The sequence below is a fragment of the Neptuniibacter sp. PT8_73 genome (assembly GCF_047778045.1).
In the GTDB taxonomy this organism is placed as follows: domain Bacteria; phylum Pseudomonadota; class Gammaproteobacteria; order Pseudomonadales; family Balneatricaceae; genus Neptuniibacter.
This window is the reverse complement of sequence record NZ_CP180545.1, coordinates 2,043,354-2,064,192: the sequence shown is the minus strand read 5'-3', so window position 1 is coordinate 2,064,192 and position 20,839 is coordinate 2,043,354. Positions and strand designations below refer to the sequence as shown.

At 44.2% G+C, this 20,839-nt stretch carries 19 protein-coding genes; 15 read left to right on the top strand and 4 right to left on the bottom strand.

Going from position 1 to position 20,839, the window contains the following annotated elements:
- Positions 1 to 1,083, bottom strand: coding sequence for an efflux RND transporter periplasmic adaptor subunit (locus ACMXYN_RS09215; protein ID WP_415891551.1), 1,083 nt, complete (start codon positions 1,081 to 1,083; stop codon positions 1 to 3).
- A 531-nt stretch (positions 1,084 to 1,614) separates the two neighbouring features.
- Between ACMXYN_RS09215 and nudC the strand changes: the two genes are divergently transcribed.
- Positions 1,615 to 2,382: an NAD(+) diphosphatase gene (nudC, locus tag ACMXYN_RS09210; RefSeq protein WP_415891550.1), complete on the top strand. Its 768-nt coding sequence runs from the start codon at positions 1,615 to 1,617 to the stop codon at positions 2,380 to 2,382.
- A gap of 1 nt (position 2,383) precedes the next feature.
- Here nudC and ACMXYN_RS09205 read toward each other — a convergent pair whose 3' ends face one another.
- On the bottom strand, positions 2,384 to 2,725 hold the full coding sequence (locus ACMXYN_RS09205; protein ID WP_415891549.1) for an SCP2 sterol-binding domain-containing protein: 342 nt from the start codon (positions 2,723 to 2,725) through the stop codon (positions 2,384 to 2,386).
- 89 nt (positions 2,726 to 2,814) lie between these two features.
- On the opposite strand from ACMXYN_RS09205, the gene sohB reads away from it, so the two are divergent.
- The 5 genes from sohB to ACMXYN_RS09180 all read left to right on the top strand — a co-directional run bounded on the left by sohB (position 2,815) and on the right by ACMXYN_RS09180 (position 7,383).
- Entirely contained in the window at positions 2,815 to 3,876 is a 1,062-nt protein-coding gene (gene sohB, locus ACMXYN_RS09200; protein ID WP_415891548.1) for a protease SohB, read from the top strand.
- Positions 3,877 to 4,114: 238 nt separating this feature from the next.
- A complete protein-coding gene (locus ACMXYN_RS09195; RefSeq protein ID WP_415891547.1) occupies positions 4,115 to 4,774 on the top strand; it encodes a TetR/AcrR family transcriptional regulator in 660 nt (219 codons plus the stop codon).
- Between the two features lie 4 nt (positions 4,775 to 4,778).
- A complete protein-coding gene (locus ACMXYN_RS09190) occupies positions 4,779 to 5,258 on the top strand; it encodes a L,D-transpeptidase family protein (RefSeq protein WP_415891546.1) in 480 nt (159 codons plus the stop codon).
- A 5-nt stretch (positions 5,259 to 5,263) separates the two neighbouring features.
- Positions 5,264 to 6,271 (top strand): beta-N-acetylhexosaminidase, encoded by a 1,008-nt coding sequence (gene nagZ / locus ACMXYN_RS09185; protein WP_415891545.1) that lies wholly within the window; start codon positions 5,264 to 5,266, stop codon positions 6,269 to 6,271.
- Positions 6,268 to 7,383 carry a mechanosensitive ion channel family protein gene (locus ACMXYN_RS09180; protein ID WP_415891544.1) on the top strand — a complete coding sequence of 372 codons (1,116 nt, stop codon included), beginning with the start codon at positions 6,268 to 6,270 and terminating at the stop codon, positions 7,381 to 7,383. Before nagZ ends, ACMXYN_RS09180 begins: the two co-directional genes overlap by 4 nt.
- A gap of 58 nt (positions 7,384 to 7,441) precedes the next feature.
- Here ACMXYN_RS09180 and ACMXYN_RS09175 read toward each other — a convergent pair whose 3' ends face one another.
- Positions 7,442 to 8,179 carry a CsiV family protein gene (locus tag ACMXYN_RS09175; RefSeq protein ID WP_415891543.1) on the bottom strand — a complete coding sequence of 246 codons (738 nt, stop codon included), beginning with the start codon at positions 8,177 to 8,179 and terminating at the stop codon, positions 7,442 to 7,444.
- A complete protein-coding gene (gene mfd / locus ACMXYN_RS09170) occupies positions 8,176 to 11,628 on the bottom strand; it encodes a transcription-repair coupling factor (protein WP_415891542.1) in 3,453 nt (1,150 codons plus the stop codon). The genes ACMXYN_RS09175 and mfd overlap by 4 nt, the downstream gene beginning before the upstream one ends.
- Before the next feature lie 276 nt (positions 11,629 to 11,904).
- Between mfd and ACMXYN_RS09165 the strand changes: the two genes are divergently transcribed.
- The 9 genes from ACMXYN_RS09165 (at position 11,905) to nqrM (ending at position 20,794) form a co-directional block, all read left to right on the top strand.
- Positions 11,905 to 13,338, top strand: a complete 1,434-nt coding sequence (locus tag ACMXYN_RS09165; protein WP_415891541.1) for a glyceraldehyde-3-phosphate dehydrogenase — start codon at positions 11,905 to 11,907, stop codon at positions 13,336 to 13,338.
- Between the two features lie 316 nt (positions 13,339 to 13,654).
- The gene (locus ACMXYN_RS09160) at positions 13,655 to 14,995 is read left to right on the top strand and encodes a Na(+)-translocating NADH-quinone reductase subunit A (RefSeq protein WP_415891540.1); all 1,341 of its coding nucleotides are present in this window, start codon (positions 13,655 to 13,657) and stop codon (positions 14,993 to 14,995) included.
- Positions 14,996 to 14,997: 2 nt separating this feature from the next.
- A complete protein-coding gene (locus ACMXYN_RS09155) occupies positions 14,998 to 16,209 on the top strand; it encodes an NADH:ubiquinone reductase (Na(+)-transporting) subunit B (RefSeq protein WP_415891539.1) in 1,212 nt (403 codons plus the stop codon).
- Positions 16,196 to 16,972 (top strand): Na(+)-translocating NADH-quinone reductase subunit C, encoded by a 777-nt coding sequence (locus tag ACMXYN_RS09150; RefSeq protein WP_415884508.1) that lies wholly within the window; start codon positions 16,196 to 16,198, stop codon positions 16,970 to 16,972. The genes ACMXYN_RS09155 and ACMXYN_RS09150 overlap by 14 nt, the downstream gene beginning before the upstream one ends.
- 3 nt (positions 16,973 to 16,975) lie before the next feature.
- Positions 16,976 to 17,635 (top strand): NADH:ubiquinone reductase (Na(+)-transporting) subunit D, encoded by a 660-nt coding sequence (locus tag ACMXYN_RS09145; RefSeq protein WP_415891538.1) that lies wholly within the window; start codon positions 16,976 to 16,978, stop codon positions 17,633 to 17,635.
- Complete coding sequence (gene nqrE, locus ACMXYN_RS09140) at positions 17,635 to 18,243, top strand: NADH:ubiquinone reductase (Na(+)-transporting) subunit E (protein ID WP_415884510.1); 609 nt, start codon at positions 17,635 to 17,637, stop codon at positions 18,241 to 18,243. The genes ACMXYN_RS09145 and nqrE overlap by 1 nt, the downstream gene beginning before the upstream one ends.
- Positions 18,244 to 18,276: 33 nt before the next feature.
- The gene (gene nqrF / locus ACMXYN_RS09135; protein ID WP_415891537.1) at positions 18,277 to 19,503 is read left to right on the top strand and encodes an NADH:ubiquinone reductase (Na(+)-transporting) subunit F; all 1,227 of its coding nucleotides are present in this window, start codon (positions 18,277 to 18,279) and stop codon (positions 19,501 to 19,503) included.
- Positions 19,504 to 19,510: 7 nt separating this feature from the next.
- Positions 19,511 to 20,545: an FAD:protein FMN transferase gene (locus tag ACMXYN_RS09130; RefSeq protein WP_415891536.1), complete on the top strand. Its 1,035-nt coding sequence runs from the start codon at positions 19,511 to 19,513 to the stop codon at positions 20,543 to 20,545.
- A 9-nt stretch (positions 20,546 to 20,554) separates the two neighbouring features.
- Entirely contained in the window at positions 20,555 to 20,794 is a 240-nt protein-coding gene (nqrM, locus tag ACMXYN_RS09125; protein WP_415891535.1) for a (Na+)-NQR maturation NqrM, read from the top strand.
- Positions 20,795 to 20,839 lie beyond the last annotated feature (45 nt).

Genomic DNA, 20,839 nt, shown 5'->3' with positions numbered 1-20,839 from the left:
TTATTTATCCTGTCCTTCAGTTTTATTTTTTTGAGCCTGTGCTTCTTCTTGGGCTGGTTCAGCTTTAGCTGGCTGTGTGCCATCGGTAAAGATCGGTGTTACAGGCATGCCTGGGAACAGTTTAATTTGCCCAGCAGTAATCAAAACTGAACCTTCTTCAAGGCCAGATATTATTTGCACAATACCCGGGCGGCGTTGTCCCAAAGTAACTGGGGCCATCGCCACTTTACCTTCTTGAACTGTCATCACAAAAAAGCCGCCATCTTTTGGAATGATGGCTTGCTCAGGGATTACTACGGTTGTTTGTTGGTCAACTAGTAGGTCTACTTGCGCAAAAAGGCCTGGACGCAATTTGCCTTCAGTATTTGGAATTTGCGCACGTACCTGAATATTGTGGGCACTGCTGTCAGAGCTTGGGGATACCGCGTATACCTCGCCTGCGATTTGTTCACCCGGTAAGGCATCGACTTTGATGTTAAGTTGACGGCCTGGTTGTAGCTCGGATAGATAAATCTCAGGCACACGGAAATCTAATTTCATTGTGCTTAAATCAGTAAGCTCGACCAGGTCTTCGCCCTGATTCACATAATCGCCAGGGCTTACCAAGCGCAAGCCTGTAAAACCTGTAAAGGGAGCGTTTAGGGTCATTTTATCTAAACGTGCTTGAGCTAAGGCTTCCTGAGCTTGGTCGACACGAAGTTGAGCTAAGCTACTGTCACGTTCTTGTACAGAACCTACTTTCTTCTTTAGAAGGCTACGTGCGCGGTCATAATCTGTTCGGCTTAACTGGACACGTGCTTGTGCCTCTTTTAGCTCCGCTACATAAATGGAGCTATCTAGCTTAAATAGCGGGGTTCCTAGCTTTACTTGCTGACCTTCTTTAAAAAGAATCTTTTCTATACGACCGCCTTGTTCTGGACGAAGCATAATAGATTCATTGGCTTGTAGTGTACCAATGGCAGAGATCTTCTTATCCAGTGTTTGAGCTTTGACTGTCACTACCTCAGCAGGCATACCCTGAGCGTTGACTTGAAAAGCAGCCACACAAAGCATAAATACAGCCAGATAATTTTTCTTAAACATAGGAAGTCCGATCTTAGTCTTTAGAAGTAGGGAAAGCCTATTCTAAAGATCTGTATTCAGTTAACAATGTAATAATGTGTAAAGAAATGAAAATAAGTCATACGAATTAGTAAGTTTGGGTTATTAGATGAAGAGAATATTTTAAGGGTACCTTAACGAGATTAACTACTTAGTTTATAAGTATTAACGTTCTGGAAACTAGCATGAGTGAATGGTTATAGTGGGTCCACTCGATGCATTGCATAAAAAAGCTTTAAATGTTCGCTTAAGTGATTAGAGAATTATAAGTATTGGCATGTGATTCGATGTCATAATGGACTTTTTATAGGCGAATATATCGATCAATTTGGTCTATTTTAATGATCTCTTATTTATCAACTTTATGATTAGAAGCTTGGCTTGTTGAGGTGTGGCTAATCAACGAGCAAAAAAGTGAATGTGTGGTGGGTCATTGGGGTGTTTGATGATTTTTGCATACTTTAATAAGAGCGTGGATTCGTAACTTTAATACGTGAAAGGTGGAGGTTAGTCTTGGGATTACATGAAAATAACTATTTTCTAGCGTCGGCTGAATCTCTTCTTTGCGATCAAAACGATCGATTTCTTTTCTCTGAAGCAGAGATAAGATCACTTGATGTAGAGATCTGTTTCGATCTGCCTGAGGTCTCGGATGAATATTACCGCATTGCTATTATAAGAGATGTGAGTAAATGCTTATTGTTGGATGTATTGGATTTGCGTTCAGCTTTGTCGCAGACAGGTAACGAAGATGAGTTCGCAATCTTATCTGCTGCAGCTCAAGTGGTAACTTGGCATGCCTCGTTTAAGTTTTGTCCACGCTGCGCAACCGAACTCATTATGGATGAGGCCGATCTTGCCAAGGTTTGCCCATCCTGCGGACATCATCAATACCCACGCCTGTCGCCTTGTATTATTGTGTTGGTTCGGAAGGATGATAAATGCCTATTGGCGCATTCCAGCAAGTTTAAATCTGGGCGCTTCAGTACCTTGGCGGGCTTTATTGAAGCGGGAGAATCTGCAGAGCATGCAGTGGAACGTGAGGTGATGGAAGAGGTAGGGATTAAGGTGAAAAACATTGAATATGTTTGTAGCCAATCGTGGCCTTTTCCGAACTCATTTATGCTTGGCTTTATGGCTGATTATAGTGAGGGTGAGATCACGCCTGACGGCGAAGAGATTCTAAGCGCCGATTGGTTTGGTGTTGATGATCTACCTACCATTCCGCCCAAATTTACTATCTCGAGACAGTTGATTGATAGGTTTATAGAAGGGATATAACTTATTGATCTGTTTGTTTTTCTCGGCTAAATAATTTGCCAAGTTTAGTAGCCAGCATGATGTTGCCTTCTGCTCTTAACTGACCGGAAAGGAAGGCGCTCATACCGTCTTTTTCACCGTTGATGACACTCACCATTGTTTCTGCTTCCATGATAAGTGTCACATTTGGATCGTCATGGTCACCCGTCAAAACGTTACACTGAGCTTCTTTGATTTCGATATAGAAGTTTTGATCGTCTTCTAGTTCAAATTGAAAGACAGCTTCAAGATCGGCAGCGTTTTGAGAAACAAATCGACTCGGTAATTTTTCAACAACTTTGCTTACAGATATCTCTTGGCTCATTACTGCGTTATCTCAAACGGGTGGGTAAAAGGGGGATTTATGATACATTAGCGGTCCTTCTACTTATAGTTTATTTCGGAGTTTTCTCTGTGGTTGAATTTTTCAGTGAATACGGCCTGTTTTTGGCTAAATCGGTAACTATTGTTATTGCCATTATTGCGGTTGTTGCAGGTATTGCTGTTGTTTCTTCTCGTTCACGTAAAGATGGTCATCAAGGTGAGATTGAAGTAACTCATTTTAATGATGAGCTTTTGGATATGAAGGAAGCGCTAGAAGATGCGATTCTGGATAAAGAAACGCTAAAAGCGATGCAGAAAGAAGAGAAGAAGAAAGAAAAAGAAGAGAAAAAGGCGCGTAAGAAAAATCCACCTAAAGGCGATGAGCCGCGTCGAAAACGTATCTATGTTTTAGATTTTGATGGGGATGTTAAAGCCAGTGAAGTTGAGCCTTTCCGTCAGGAAGTGTCAGCAGTATTGATGATGGCTGAGCCTCAGGATGAAGTAGTTATTCGTTTAGAAAGTCCTGGCGGCATGGTGCATGAATATGGTCTTGCGTCTTCTCAAATTGAGCGTATCAAGCGTAAAGAGATTCCGCTGACTATCTGCGTAGATAGAGTAGCAGCCAGCGGTGGTTACATGATGGCATGTTTGGCGGACAAGTTGATTGCTGCGCCATTTGCTATTGTTGGATCTATCGGTGTGATTGCTCAGTTGCCTAACTTCCATAAGCTTCTAAAGAAAAACGATATCGATTTTGAAGTGCTTACAGCGGGTGAATATAAGCGTACTTTGACTGTGTTTGGTGAAAATACAGATAAAGGTCGTGAGAAGTTCAAGGAAGAGCTAGAAGAGACACATGAGCTGTTTAAAAGCTTTGTTCATGAATACCGCGACGTTGTTGATATTGATAAAGTGGCTACAGGTGAGATCTGGTTTGGTAAACAGGCACTGGATGTCAACTTGGTTGATGAGTTAATGACGTCCGATCAGTACTTGATGGATGCGTCAGATGAGAGTGATATTTTCGAAGTTCGATACGAACAGAAGAAAACGCTACAAGATAAGATCTCGGATATGGCTGCGGATTCCAGCGATAAGGTCTTAACGAAATGGTGGAGCCGTTTAACACGTCAAAACATCATTAATCGCTAAATTAAATAGCCGAGGAGGTGTCTTTCGCCGGATACCTCCTTAGTATTTATCCTTTCATTTCCTATTCATTTGACCTTGTTATTCTCGCTTCCTGAATTGCCTATCTGTTTTATAAGTAAACTTGTTTCATAAATTGGTAGTAAACAAAGATTTACGCGCAATAATGACTTGATTTAATACAGGTGATTATCGTTATAATTAATTCATCATTTGTTTGAAACGCTGGTTTGGAGTACTGATGCATCATAAGGGAACATCTGCAAGTATCGTGCAGGCTGCAGAAACATTGTTTGCCGAACAGGGATTTGCTGAAACGACTGTTCGACAGATAACCAGTCGAGCAGACGTTAACCTAGCTGCTATCAACTACCACTTTGGTTCCAAAAAAGGCCTTATCCAGGCCGTTGCTGAAAAGTTTCTAGAGCCCTTGTGCGATGAGCTAGGCATGATGTTAGATCAGCGTCTTGCTAATGCGGATGGCCAACAACCTTCTCTTGAAGAGCTTTTAGAGATGTTGATGCGCGCTTTGCTTTTGGTGAACCGCGACAACGTCAATGCACTCTCTGTATTTATGCGGCTGCTAGAGCTGTCATATATGAAGAATCAAGAAGAGTTGCGCGATTTCTTGATCGAACGCTATAGTGAGAAAGTTCAGCCTTTCATTAAACTCTTACGTCAAGATTCCGCACCTATGGAAGACGATGAGTTCTTCTGGAGGCTTCATTTCCTTCTTGGTTCTATTACTTTTACTTTGTCGAACTTCCATACGCTCAATGCGATCGAAAAACGCGAGTTCCAAGGTAGTGCAGAAGTAGAGCAGATCCTACATCGAATGATTCCTGTTTTGTCTGCTGGCCTTCAGGCACGCGCCGATAAAACTTATTTCTGCCGTTTGTAATCCTATGCTCTGCATTAGGGTCTCTATCGCTCGTCAAACATTGGAACTGTCGAGCGGAAAAAAACTGCTGCAGAGCTATTCCATTTCTACTGCGCTCAATGGTCCGGGCGAACAAAAGAATAGTGGTTGTACGCCAAGAGGCCGTCATTACATTCGCGCTATGATTGGCTCGGACGCTCCAGAGAACGCTGTTTTTATTGGTCGACGCCAAACTGGCGAAATCTATTCGCAAGAGCTGGCTGAGGCTTATCCTAATCGAGATTGGATCCTGACACGAATTATGTGGCTATCCGGTCTAGAAGTCGGTCGTAACCGCTTAGGTCAAGTTGATACTATGCAGCGTTATGTCTACATCCACGGTACGCCTGACACAGAACCTATGGGAGTAGCTAAATCCCATGGGTGTATACGGATGAGAAACAGCGATTTGATTGAGCTGTTCTCGAAGGTGTCAGCCGGTATATCTGTTTTAATTGAAGAATAATCTTTATGTCTGAAGTTACTCTGTTTCTAGACCTTGAAGGTACGGTATTAACCGCTGAAGAAAAGGATCTTCTAAAACACCCTTTCATTGGTGGCGTTATTTTATTTGCCCGTAATACGGAAAACGCAGAGCAAGTTGCGACGCTTGTGGCTTCTATGCGATCGATTCGTGAAGAGCTTGTGATTAGTATCGACCAAGAGGGTGGTCGAGTTCAGCGTTTGAAGAAGGGGGTTACGGTACTGCCTCCGGTGAAAGCTATTTCGAAGAAGTTCTCTGTGGCATCTGAAGGTGTTATTGCCGCAAAAGAACTTGGCTATCTTATGGCGGCAGAGTTGCGTCAGCTTGATGTCGATTTGAGCTTCGCACCTGTTTTGGATGTTGATTATGGGCGTAATACGGTAATCGGCAATCGTGCGTTTGGTGAAGACTATGAAACAGTTACTGAGATCTCTGCTGCGTATATAGACGGTATGCGCTCAGCAGGTATGTCTGCTACCGGTAAGCATTTCCCTGGTCATGGCTGGGCAGATGCAGATACCCACCATGCTGATGCGGTCGACGGACGTTCTTTTGAAGAGTTGTGGAAGACGGATATGGTGCCATTTAGGCAAGCAGTTGATAACAAACTCGAAGCGATGATGTTTGCACACGTGCTTTATCCTGAGTGCGATTCTTCACCAGCAGGTTTTTCTAATTTCTGGTTGGGTGAGACCTTGAGAAAGAAAATTGGCTTCGGTGGAATTATCTTTAGTGACGATCTGAGTATGAAAGCAGCCCATAGTGCAGGTAGCTATGCGGAGCGTGCTGGTAAGGCGATAGCTTCGGGTTGTCAGGCGTTGCTGTGTTGTAATGAGCGCCGAGGTACATTGGATATCCTTAAGTACTTGGAAGCGTCGGATTTTAAACCTCTGCAAGAGATATCGTCTCTTAGAGGTAAACAGTGGAATAGGGATGGGGAGCGTTTGGATGCTGCTCGCGTACTTGCAAATGATTTGCTGGATGTAGCGTTATGATCGATATGTTAAACCAGTTATTAACTGAACATTTTCCTGACTATAGTGATTCTGCATGGATTATCTTATCCGTAGCAGTGTGTGTTATTGCTGTTGTTGCTGATCTTGTTGCGCGCTCAACAATTAGTCAGTTAATGAAACAAGCGGAAAAAACTAAAATCCTTTGGGATGATGTTTTTCTAAATTCATTCAGCCGACCGGCACTGTTTTTAATCTGGTTGGCTGCAGGCTATTGGTTAATTCAGCTATTCGAGCAGAACTTTTCCATTCAAGTGCTGGGTGAGGATAACCCGTTACCAAAGCTAGTTCCTGTGATTCTCTTGGCTTGGTCATGTTTGCGCTTCCTGAAGCGTTTGGAGCAGGTTCTGGTGATGCCAGACCGTATGAAAAAACCTATGGATCCAACTACGGTTGGGGCCTTGGGTAGGCTTCTACGCTTAATTGTCTCCATTATCATTGTTCTGATCATTATGCAGAGCTATGGCTACAGTATCTCAGGTATTCTGGCGTTTGGTGGTATCGGTGGTATAGCGGTTGGTTTTGCTGCGAAAGACCTTCTGGCTAATTTCTTTGGTGGCTTGATGATCTATCTAGACCGCCCGTTTAAAGTGGGTGACTGGATTCGATCTCCTGATCAGCAGATCGAAGGCACCGTAGAAGATATTGGGTGGCGTCAAACTCGAATTCGTACATTTGATAAGCGCCCGTTGTATGTGCCGAATTCAACTTTTACCAATATCTCGGTGGAAAACCCGTCACGTATGACTAACCGTCGTATATATGAATATATTGGCGTTCGTTACGATGATTCTGCTCAGGTTCTAGAAGTAATCAAGGCGGTCAAAGCGATGCTGCGTATGCATCCCGAGATCGATCAGCAGCAAACATTGATTGTTAACTTGGATCGTTTTGGTCCATCTTCGCTAGATTTCTTTATCTATACCTTCACCAAGACGACTGATTGGATTCGTTTCCACGAGATTAAGCAGGATGTCATGATGCAGATTATGCAGATTGTTGAAGAGAAGGGGGCTGAATTTGCTTTCCCAACGACGACTGTTCACCTGAGTGGTGAGTTGCCTGAGTTGGTTAAAGGATCGGAAGGGAATTGATATTCATCTATCATAAAAAAACCGGCTTTTGAGCCGGTTTTTTTATGCGTTAAGCGAGTTATAGAGGTTTGATTTCAACCAGGATGCCCATTAGAGGGTGGTCGATATAATGCAGCTCTTTAGATTTCATTCGTCTTGCTTGATTCTGGTGCGCGGTCAATACTTCTGGAATCATCGGGAAGGCAGAAGCAGTCTCGGCTATTACTTGTGTGGTTTGGGTTGTTTGCGCTGCTTCAGGTGTTGTTTCGCTATCGCCTTGCATAGTAAGCATGGCTTGGGTCTGAGTTTCTTCTGCAGTCACTGAAGGTGCATTGTTACTAGGAGCAACCAACTGGCTGATATATAGATCAGGGCGGAAATGTAGGTAGCGACCACGACCAACAGCAATATGGCCTTCAAGCTCTTGCATGCCGTTATCTAAAACACGGCCAGCACTGATTTTGATAGGGCGAGGGTTCTGGGTATGTGATACAGGTTGCATCCAAGCTTCGTGGAAAAGAACCCGGTAGTCTCCGCTATTGTTTAGACGGTTTTTAACGCTTTTAAGGCTATGGCGGCTGCTTGGTAGGCTTTGGTACGCCGTTGGGTTTTCACCGGCCCCAGGTCTACCTTTTAGCGCTACAGCGCGATCGCGAAATGGAATTTCGTTAATCTCTGGCCAGAATTCCTCATGGATTGCCATAGGATCGTTATTGGCAAAAATAATAACCTCAACTTTATACCAGCTGTTAGCAAATGCGCTGCTGCTAAAAATAAGTATTAAGGGTAGGAATATCGCTTTTAGCATTATCTTCATGATGTTTTAACTGCCAGATCACTCATAAGGCGTTCTACCGCTTTAAAGCGTTCTTCGGTTTTCTCCATATCTAAGCTGAATCGCAGTTTGTCTGCGCCCTCAAGTTTATATTTTTGTGGCTGATTTTGAACCATTTTTACTAAAGTTAACGGATCTACTTTCGCATCAGTTGCAAATTCGATTCTACCAATCTCGCTGCCAGCATCAATTTTAACAATATTCATGGATTCAGCGCGTAGTTTTAACTCAGTTAATCTGAAGAGATTCTTAACCTGATCAGGTAGCAGGCCAAATCGATCAATCATCTCGATTTGGAGCTCTTTTAATTCAGTAGCTGAGTTAGCATTAGCGATACGCTTGTACAGAATTAATCGGCTGTGTACATCCGGTAGGTATTCATCTGGGATCAGAGCCGATAGATGCAGGTTAACATCGACACCTTGCTTGATCGGCTGATCCATATTCGGCATTTTGCCTTCTTTAATAGATTCAACGGCTTGTTCTAGCATCTCCATAAATAAAGAGAAGCCAACCGTTTGCATCTGGCCGCTTTGCTCTTCACCCAGTAGCTCACCCGCACCTCGAATCTCGAGATCGTGCGTAGCAAGGGTAAAGCCTGCACCAAGATCGTCTGCAGATTCGATCGCTTCGAGACGTTTAATCGCATCTTTAGTCATCGCTTTCTTATGCGGTGTCAAAAGATAAGCATAAGCTTGGTGATGTGAGCGTCCTACACGACCACGTAGCTGGTGTAGTTGGGCTAGACCAAATTTATCGGCACGATCGATAATGATGGTATTGGCATTAGGTACATCGATACCCGTTTCGATAATCGTTGTACAAAGTAGGATGTTATAGCGCTTATGGTAGAAGTCGGACATGACCTGTTCGAGTTCACGCTCACGCATTTGGCCGTGACCAATACCGATGCGAGCTTCTGGAACCAGTTCTTGTAACTCTTCTGCTGTTTTCTCAATGCTCTTAACTTCGTTGTGTAGGTAATAAACCTGACCGCCACGAAGTAGCTCACGTAAAATAGCTTCTTTGACTAGCGTGGTGTCGCTATAACGAACAAAGGTTTTAACGGAAAGTCGTTTCGCTGGTGGTGTCGCGATGATCGACAAATCACGAATACCAGACATCGCCATATTTAGTGTACGAGGAATTGGTGTTGCAGTGAGTGTCAGGATGTCGACCTCTGAGCGAAGCGATTTTAGGCGTTCTTTCTGCTGAACACCAAAGCGGTGCTCTTCATCTATAATCACTAGACCAAGATCTTTGAAATTGATGTCGCCGGATAGAAGTTTATGAGTACCAACAACGATATCGACGCTACCGGCTTCTAGCTTATCTAAGATAGTGTTTTGCTGCTTACCTGTTCGGAATCGTGAGATAAGCTCGACATTTACCGGCCAGTCAGCAAATCGATCTTGGAAATTTTGGTAGTGCTGTTGTGCGAGTAGAGTGGTAGGAACAAGAATGACAACTTGTTTACCGCTCTGTACTGCCATGAATGCTGCGCGCATGGCTACTTCGGTCTTACCAAAGCCTACGTCGCCACATACCAATCGGTCCATAGGCTGAACTGCAGTCATATCTCGAATTACGTTGCCAATCGCTGCGGCTTGATCCGGTGTTTCCTCAAATGGGAAGGTAGCAGCGAATTGTAAGTACTGCTCATCAGGATCGCTGAACTGGAATCCGATACGCGAAGCGCGACGAGCATAGATATCTAGCAATTCAGCTGCTGCATCGCGTGCTTTTTCAGCTGCTTTGCGTTTGGCTTTGGACCATTGCTCGGTGCCAAGTCGGTGTAGTGGTGCGTGTTCATCGCCTGCACCGGTGTAACGACTGATCAAGTGAAGCGCAGATACGGGTACGTACAGCTTTGCTTCATCTGCGTATTCAAGTGTTAGGAATTCGTTGGTTTGGCCTTCGAGCTCGATTGTTTGTAAGCCGAGATAGCGACCGACGCCGTGATCTAAGTGAACAACAGGCGAGCCTGGGTTTAGCTCTGATAGATTGCGAATGACCTGGTCATTCTGTTCCTGCTCTTTGCTGCGTCTACGGCGTTGGAATACCTGGTGACCAAACAGTTGGGTTTCAGTTATTAAATGCAACTGTCCCGAGATGGATAGGCCTTGCTCCAGTGGGTATTCCGTAATCGCTAGGTCATAATCAGACTCACAGAATGCTTGCCAGTTATCTACTTGGTTAGGCTTAACATTAATGCGTGCAAGTAGTTCTAATAATGCTTCACGACGACCAGCTGATTCGGCACAAAATAGAACCGCGCCATCACGTTCTGCTAAAAAGCCTTTTAATGCCGTTAACGGCTCTTTTAATTGAGAGTTAACCGGTAGAGAAGGAGGTTCGGTGCAAGGAAGATTGCTGCGACCGGCTTTCTCTTCAATAGTATCGTTAGAAAGGCTAATGCGGCCATATTGCTTTAATGCAGAGAAGAGTTCGCTAGTGGAGATGAATAGTTCATTAGGTGACAGTACTGGGTTAGTAATGTCGTGACGTCGCTGTTCGTAACGCTCGTTAACTTCTTGTGCGAATAGTTCTGCAGTAGCTTCAAGCTCACTATCAACAATAATTTGTGTTTGGTCGGGCAATGAGGCAAATAGAGAGCTGCATTCTTCAAAGAATAGGGGTAGATAATACTCAATACCCGGTGAGGTCATGCCATCAGAGATGTTGGTGTAAACAGGGCATTGTCTGTAATCAACATCAAATCGCTCACGCCAACGGGATTTAAAACCGCTAATAGCGCGCGTGTCGAACGGAAACTCTTTCGCAGGCAGTAAGTTGATGGCGTCGATCTGCTCGATTGATCTCTGCGTTTCGGGATCGAATGTTCTAAGTGTTTCAATCTCATCATCGAATAACTCTATTCGATAAGGGTAGGGGCTGCCTGTTGGAAACAGATCGATGATGGATCCGCGGAAGGCAAACTCGCCATGTTCCATAACAGCATCTACTGCGTGATAGCCGGCATCGATCAGCTGTTTACGAAGATGTTCTGGATTAATGGTTTGTTCAAGTTTTAGATCAAAACAATTCGCTGCGATAAAATCAGCGGGTGCTGTTCTATGCATTAACGTACTTAAAGGTACGATCAATATGCCTTTGCTTAAATTGGGTAGCCTGTTTAGCGTAGAAATACGTTCAGAAATGATGTCCTGATGCGGAGAGAACGTATCGTACGGCAACGTTTCCCAATCTGGGAATGAAAGAATCTCAAGTGAGTTGCTATCACTGGAAAAGAAACTTACTTCATCGTGTAAACGATTCGCTGTATTTGTGTCGTTGGTTATGACTAAGGTAAAGCCATCAAACTGCTTTGCTGCATCTGTAATTAATAAGCCAGTACCTGCACCATAGGCTTGTCCGATCTGCTTCTTATCGCCGGGACCTGTGGGTAGAGAGTAGTTCAGTTGCAGCACAGAGTTGCTCCTTTAATATGCGCTAACCAATTAGTAAGGCGGGTAGTTTAACCGTTGTAATTGTAATTGGTAGTTTTGCTCTAGGGTAAATGACTAAATATAAGTCTTATTCAGTAGGACAAAATATATGGTTCCAAAGTCTATCATGCTGCATTTGCTCAAAAGGGTGGAAAAGAGGATAATGCGCGCACCAAATTTTTAGGGTCCGACTAATACTTGTAATTTGACTGTGTTAGTAGGGTACCAACGAGTTGACAAAACTTTTTGGAGTTTCATGTGAGCCAAGATCAAGTTTTTACAGATTGGAAAGAACGCGAAGCCTTAGCTGAAGCTATGGTTCCACTAGTAGGTGGTCTATACCGTGACCAGAATATCGAGTCTTCTGTATTCGGTCGTCTGATCATCAAACGTTCTGTTATCGACATCCTAAAAGCACACCGTTTCGTGCGTCAGGTTGAAGAACAGGAACTAACAGTAGTAGATACTTTTCCAATTCTGGAAGCTGTTAAAAATCTGAATGTACGCAATGCGCACATCGATGCAGGTAAGCTGGCAGTTAAATATCGCACAGAAGGCAATGGCCAGGATCTAGAAACATTCCTGAAAGCTGAGCTTGCTGGTGCAATTGGCACGGAAGAGCGTGAACCAACTGATGTAGTTCTTTACGGTTTCGGTCGTATCGGTCGTCTACTAGCTCGTCTTCTTATTGAACGTACTGGTGGTGGTCAAGCGCTTCGTCTACGTGCAATTGTTGTACGTAAAGGTGCTGCAGCACGTGATCTAGAGAAGCGTGCTAGCTTGCTACGTCGTGACTCTGTTCACGGTTCTTTCAAAGGCACTATTACAGTTGACGAAGAGAACAACACAATCACTGCTAACGGTAACGTTATTCAGGTGATCTTCGCTAACTCTCCAGACGAAATTGATTACACTGCTTACGGCATCAATAATGCAATGGTTATTGATAACACTGGTAAGTGGCGCGATAAAGAAGGTCTATCTCTGCACCTTCAGTCTAAAGGCGCTTCTCGTGCAGTTCTTACTGCACCAGGTAAAGGTGTTAAGAACATCGTAATGGGTGTGAACGACGGTGATATCTCTCCAGAAGATACTATCCTGTCTGCTGCGTCTTGTACTACAAACGCAATCACGCCTGTACTAAAAGCGGTATACGACAAGTACGGTATCGAGAATGGTCACGTTGAGACTGTTCACGCTTACACTAATGACCAGAACCTAATTGACAACTACCACAAAGGTGATCGTCGTGGTCGTGCTGCTGGTCTAAACATGGTTATCACTGAGACAGGTGCTGCTAAAGCTGTATCTAAAGCACTTCCAGCTATGGAAGGTAAGCTGACTGGTAACGCGATCCGTGTTCCAACACCAAACGTTTCAATGGCTATTCTTAACCTGAACCTAGAAAGCGAAACTGACAAAGAAGAGCTTAATGCTTATCTTCGTGATGCTGCGTTACATGGTTCTATGCAGAAGCAAATTGACTACAGCAACTCTCCAGAAGCGGTTTCAACTGACTTTGTTGGTTCTCGTGCTGCAGGTGTTGTTGATGCGTTGGCTACAATCGCTGGTGGTAAGCGTTGCGTACTTTACGTTTGGTACGATAACGAATTCGGTTACAGCTGCCAGGTTATCCGCATGATGCAGAAAATGGCTCAGTGCACTTTACCGGCTTTCCCAAAAGAGCCTTAAGCGTAGTGAGTTGATTAAAAAGCCACCTATATGGTGGCTTTTTATTTGCCTTATGTATGATATTTCGGTTAGTTATATGTATATAACTAAAAATTCCACCGCTAAAAGGCAAGATAATCGGCTGGAACGTGCTGATATTGCTGGGTCTTTGTAGAAAAATGACACGTCGCTCAGGTATACTTAGCCAGATTTTTGGGTGGGGTAATTCCATTTTCGTAATAACTACAAGATATCGACTACGTTCGGGGACAGGCCGTGTCGGGATCAAAATCGATTTTGGAATCCTGAAAGAATTTAACATAATTGGGTGAGGCGTATGATCAAGATCAAAAAAGGTCTGGATCTACCGATCACGGGCGCTCCTGAGCAATCTATTACAGATGGCCCAGCAGTAGACTCCGTTGCCGTAGTCGGCTTTGACTATGTAGGTATGAAACCTACCATGGCCGTCAAGGTAGGTGATCGAGTAAAACTCGGTCAAGTGATCTTTTCCGATAAGAAAACAGAAGGCGTTAATTACACAGCACCAGGTGCAGGTGTAGTTAAGGCAATTAACCGTGGTGAGCGTCGTGCACTTCAATCAGTAGTGATTGAATTGGACGGTGATGAAGCGGTTGAATTTAATAAATATAGTGCCAATGAGCTGGCTGGATTGACGCGCGAACAAGTGCAGGACAATCTAGTGAATTCTGGTTTGTGGACTGCACTTCGCACACGTCCATTTAGCCGTGTACCTCAGCCAGGTACTACTCCAAACTCTATTTTTGTTACAGCAATGGATACCAATCCATTAGCAGGTGACCCAGCTGTCATCATCGCTGAACAAAAAGAAGCATTCTCCCAGGGTCTTACTATTCTGACTAAACTGTCTGAAACGACGGTTTATCTATGTAAAGCGCCGGGTGCTGATATTCCATCTGCTGATGGTGTAACAGTAGAAGAGTTTGAGGGTGGTCATCCTGCTGGTAATGCTGGTACGCATATCCACTTCCTTGATCCTGTATCTCAGGAAAAAACAGTTTGGACAATTGGTTATCAGGATGTGATTGCAGTTGGTAAATTATTTACCGAAGGCAAACTATTCACTGATCGTGTTGTTGCTGTTGGTGGTCCACGTGCTGCTAAGCCAGGTTTGTTACGAACTCGTTTGGGTGCGAGCTTCGAACAGCTTCTAGCTGGTGCTCAAAAAGAAGATCACAACCGTATTATCAGTGGTTCTGTGTGGAATGGTCGTACAGCTACTGAAGGTGCTTTTGCTTACCTTGGTCGTTACGCAAACCAGATCACTATCCTTGAAGAAGGCGATCAGCGCGAATTTATGGGCTGGGTTGTTCCTGGTACTAATAAGTTCTCTGTGCTTAATGTATTCGCTTCCTTCCTGAATCGTTCTAAGAAGTTTGATTTTACGACGACTACGAACGGTTCTGAACGAGCTATGGTTCCGGTTGGTCAGTTCGAGCAGCTAATGCCAATGGATATTCTTCCTACGCAATTGCTGCGTGCACTAGTAACAGGTGACATTGTTCACGCAATGGAACTAGGTTGTCTAGAGCTGGACGAAGAAGACCTCGCGCTGTGCACATTTGCCTGCCCAGGTAAATATGAGTACGGCCCAATCCTTCGCGACAACTTGACGCGTATCGAGAAAGAGGCCTGATCATGAGCTTGAGAAATATTCTTGATAAAATGGAGCCGCACTTCCATAAGGGCGGTAAGTATGAAAATTGGTACGCGCTTTACGAAGCTGCGGATACTATTTTCTACACTCCGGGTTATGTAACTAAAACAGCAGCTCACGTACGCGATGCAGTCGACCTGAAGCGTATGATGATTTTGGTGTGGATGTGTACATTCCCAGCAATTTTCTTCGGTATGTACAACGTTGGTTTGCAGGCTAATACTGCAATGGCTGCGATGGGTATTACCGAACCATCATCTTGGCAAGCTGCTTTAGCAGGCGCTATTTCAGGTTTTAACCCTGATAGCGTGTGGGACAACATCATTCTTGGTGCTGCCTACTGGCTGCCTATCTACATTGTTACCTTTGTAGTGGGTGGTTTCTGGGAAGTATTGTTTGCAATGAAGCGTGGCCACGAAGTAAACGAAGGTTTCTTCGTAACTTCTGTTCTATTCGCTTTGATTCTTCCTCCAAGCATTCCGCTATGGCAGGTTGCTCTAGGTATCAGTTTTGGTGTTGTAATTGGTAAAGAAGTATTCGGTGGTACCGGTAAAAACTTCCTTAACCCTGCGCTAACTGGTCGTGCATTCCTGTTCTTTGCTTACCCAGCGCAGATGTCTGGTGACGCAATCTGGACTGCAGTTGATGGCTTCTCTGGTGCTACAGCGCTTAGCCTTGCTGCATCTGGCGGTGTTGATGCAATTCTTGCGCAGAACATCACTTGGTTCGATGCATTCATCGGTACAATCCAGGGTTCTGTAGGTGAAGTATCAACATTAGCGATTGCTGCAGGTGGTCTAGTACTGCTTATTGCTAAAGTTGCTGCATGGCGCATCGTTGCTGGTGTCTTCTTGGGCATGGTTGCAACTTCTACGCTATTCAACCTTATCGGCTCTGAAACAAACCCTATGTTTGGTTTGCCATTCTACTGGCACCTAGTATTGGGTGGTTTTGCCTTTGGTATGTTCTTCATGGCGACAGACCCAGTGTCTGCTTCTATGACTAACAAAGGTAAGTGGTACTTCGGTGCTTTGGTTGGTGTAATGGTTGTATTGATCCGTGTGGTTAACCCAGCATTCCCAGAAGGTATGATGCTGGCGATCCTATTTGCGAACTTGTTCGCACCGTTGATCGACAACTTTGTTGTTCAGGCAAACATCAAACGGAGGTTGGCGCGCAATGTCAGCAAGTAATGACACTATCGGTAAGACTATTACCGTTACAGTTCTTTTATGTGTTGTCTGCTCGGTAATCGTATCTGCGGCTGCTGTACTGCTTAAACCTAAGCAGGTAGCAAACAAGGATCAAGACCGTAAGAGCAACATTCTTACTGCAGCTGGTATCTCTGATGCTAATAAATCAGTAGATGAGTTGTTTGCTCAGATCACTACTAAGTACGTTGATCTAGAGACTGGCAAATTCACTACAGACGTTCCAGCTAAATACGACGCTAAGAAAGCAGCTAAAGACCCTCAGTTGGGTAAAGTGCTGACTAAAGATGTAGATATCGCTTCTATCAAGTATCAGGCTAAGGTTATGCCTGTATATCTAGTAGAAAAAGATGGTCAGATTGAGAAATTGATCTTGCCAGTACACGGCTACGGTCTGTGGTCTACACTTTACGGATTCTTGGCGCTAGAAGGTGACTTGAATACAGTTGTTGGTTTTGGTTTCTACTCTCACGCTGAGACTCCTGGTCTAGGTGGTGAAGTTGATAACCCTAACTGGAAAGCGCTATGGCCAGGTAAAGAAATTTACCCTGCAGGTTCTATGGAACCAGCGATTGGCTTAATCAAGGGCACTGTAGATTCGTCTAACCCTAAAGCTAAGCATCAGATTGATGGCCTAGCGGGTGCGACGTTGACTGCAAACGGTGTTACGAACCTAGTTCAGTTCTGGATGGGTTCAAACGGTTATGCACCGTTCTTGGCTAACCTGAAAGCAGGGGGGGCGTAAGCGATGTCACAAGCTAAAGAAGTACTGAGTACTCCAGTATTTAAGAACAACCCAATCGGTCTTCAGATCCTTGGTGTATGTTCTGCGTTGGCGGTTACCTCTAACCTTAATACTGCTATGGTAATGACTATGGCAGTAATTGCGGTAACAGCATTCTCGAACTTGTTTGTATCGATTATCCGTAATCACATTCCAAGCAGTGTTCGAATCATCTGTCAGATGACTATCATCGCGTCATTGGTAATCGTTGTAGACCAGATTCTTAAAGCATTTGCTTACGATGTATCTAAGCAGCTTTCTGTATTCGTAGGTCTGATCATTACTAACTGTATCGTAATGGGTCGTGCTGAAGCCTTCGCTATGAAGAACCCTCCAGGTATCTCCTTTATGGATGGTATCGGTAACGGTCTAGGTTACGGTGTGGTTCTAATCTTCGTAGGTTTCCTACGTGAGCTATTCGGTGCAGGTAAACTGTTTGGTTACGAAGTTCTGCCTCTAGTAAACGATGGCGGCTGGTACTTGGCGAACGGTATGATGCTGTTGCCACCAAGTGCATTCTTCATCATTGGTATGTTCATCTGGTTGACTCGTACTTTCTACAAAGATCAAGTAGAAGCTCCAGAGTTTGAACTAGCTAAAAATACTAAGAAGGAGGCTGTGTAATGGAACAGTTAATCAGCCTTGCCGTTAAGGCGATTTTCGTTGAAAACATGGCGCTAGCATTCTTCCTAGGGATGTGTACTTTCTTGGCGATTTCCAAGAAGGTTCAAACGTCTCTAGGTCTGGGTATTGCTGTAGTCGTTGTGTTGGCAATCACAACACCTGTAAACAACCTAATCTTTAACTTGCTTCTTCGTGAAGGTGCACTTGCATGGGCAGGTTACCCTGAAGTTGATTTGAGCTTCCTTGGTTACATCTCTTACATTGGTGTAATCGCGGCGATGGTACAGATCCTTGAAATGTTCTTGGATAAATACGTACCAGCTCTATACAACTCTCTAGGTGTATTCCTACCTTTGATCACAGTTAACTGTGCAATCATGGGTGCGGCACTGTTCATGGTAGAGCGTGACTACACTTTCGGTGAGTCAGTGGTTTACGGTGTAAGTGCAGGTATCGGTTGGGCGCTAGCTATTACAGCGCTTGCGGGTATCCGTGAAAAACTTAAATACAGCGACGTACCAGAAGGTCTACGTGGTCTGGGCATTACCTTCATCACTGTTGGTTTGATGTCTCTAGGCTTCATGTCTTTCTCTGGTGTATCTCTTTAATGCCAACATGGTCGACAAAGGAAGGATTAGCCAATGAATGCTGAAATCGTTCTAGGTGTTGTCATGTTTACTGCAGTGGTGCTTGCACTAGTAGCAGTAATTTTGGCAGCTCGCTCTAAACTAGTAAGTTCTGGTGACGTTACGATTAACATCAATAACGATCCAGAAAAATCAATCACAGTACCTGCTGGCGGTAAACTGCTACAGACACTTGCTGATTCGGGTATTTTCATCCCGTCTGCTTGTGGTGGCGGTGGTACTTGCGCACAGTGTAAATGTGAAGTTCACGCGGGTGGTGGTTCTATGCTACCAACTGAAGAATCTCACTTTACAATGCGTGAAGCTAAAGAAGGCTGGCGTCTATCTTGTCAGGTAGCTGTTAAGCAGGACATGGACATCGAACTTGAAGAAGAGATCTTCGGTGTTCAGAAGTGGGAATGTACTGTTGAATCTAACCCTAACGTTGCTACGTTCATCAAAGAGCTGACTCTACGTCTGCCTGAAGGTGAGAATGTAGACTTCCGTGCAGGTGGTTATGTTCAGCTTGAATGCCCACCTCACGTTGTTAACTATAAAGATTTTGTGATCCAGGAAGAGTATCGTGGTGATTGGGATCAGTTCAACATGTGGCAGTATGTGTCTACTGTAACTGAGCCAACTATCCGTGCTTACTCTATGGCGAACTACCCAGAAGAGCGTGGTGTTGTTAAATTTAACATCCGTATCGCGTCTCCACCTCCGGGTACTGATCACCCACCGGGTATCATGTCTTCTTACGTATTCAACCTTGTTGAAGGTGATAAGATCACTGTTTACGGACCATTTGGTGAATTCTTCGCGACTGATAACGACAGCGAAATGGTATTCATTGGTGGTGGTGCTGGTATGGCGCCAATGCGTTCACACATCTTTGACCAGCTTAAGCGTCTAAACTCTACGCGTAAGATCTCGTTCTGGTACGGTGCGCGTTCTCTTCGTGAATCGTTCTACAACGAAGAGTACGACATGCTTCAGGGTGAGAATGATAACTTTAAGTGGCACTTAGCGTTATCTGATCCTCAGCCAGAAGATAACTGGGATGGTATGACTGGCTTCATCCATAATGTGTTGTATGAAAACTATCTGAAGGACCATGAAGCGCCTGAAGATTGTGAGTACTACATGTGTGGGCCGCCAATGATGAACTCCGCTGTAATCCAGATGCTTCTTGATTTGGGTGTAGAGCGTGAGAATATCTTCCTTGATGACTTCGGTGGTTAAGTAAGATATGTTTGTCAAAAGACAAGCCTACAAATGGCCGGCAGCTCAGCTGCTGGCCATTTTGTTTTTATTGGCTTTGTTATCGGCCTGTAAGGAAAAACCTCCTGAGGTTAAATCTCATCAAGGTTTAACAATGGGGACGACTTATACGGTCAAGTGGATTCCTATTCAGAATCAACCTGCTATCAATCCAGCAGTTTTCAATCAGGCTTTGCTAGAAGTAAATCAAGCGATGTCGACCTACATTGATGATTCCGAACTTTCTCTTATCAATAAGCTTCCTGCGGGTAGTTCTGTTGAGCTCTCTAATGATCTAGCCTTCCTTTTGTCCAAATCCATCGATATAAGTGCTCTATCTTCAGGTGCGTTTGATGTAACTGTAGGACCACTTGTAAATTTGTGGGGCTTTGGGCCTGATGGGCGTATAATTAAGGCGCCATCCGAGCTTGAGATTAAGCAGGTTCAGCAAGAGATAGGTTATAACTATTTAGAACTTAATAGCAAAACGCTAACCAAAGAGAAGGCTAGTTATATTGATCTATCAGCGATTGCTAAAGGATACGGTGTAGATGTGCTTGCGACTTTACTAGAGGAGCGGGGCGTCGAAAGCTATCTTGTTGAAATTGGTGGTGAGTTGCGCGCTAAAGGGTTAAAGCCTGATGGTAGTGAATGGAAGATTGCTATTGAGTCTCCGACAGCGGGATTTGATCGCTCCGTGCAACGAATTATCGCAGTGAAAGATGTAGGTATAGCTACGTCGGGAGATTACCGAAACTATTTTGAAGAGAATGGTGTTCGTTTTTCTCATACAATAGATCCGTCGACTGGCAGTCCGATTACCCATAGATTAGCATCTGTTACGGTGCTGATGCCGAGTTGTGCAGAGGCTGATGCCTATGCCACAGCGATGATGGTTATGGGCGAAGAGAGGGCGCAAGCATTTGCGCTTGAGAACGGTATCGAAGCATTTTTTATCATTAAGGCCGAGAGTGGATTTGTTGAGAAAATGACTCCTGGTTTTAAACAATATCTGGTTCAATAGGTTTTAATTATGAGCACAATTATCTTATCTTTTGTCATCTTGTTATGTGTCATAGTCGCCATGTCTGTTGGCGTGATTTTGGGTCGAAAGCCTATTAGTGGTTCTTGTGGTGGTTTGGCGAATGTAGGCATTGAAGGTAAGTGCAGTATCTGCGGCGATGACCCTCAAAAATGTGAAGAAGAGCAAGATAGGCAAGCTAAAGAAGAAGCATCTGTAGATCTAAGTTACGAAGTTAAATCTAAAGAATAATTGAGAGCTACGTAACTAAGAGTAAGCTGTTCTTAATAAAAAGAG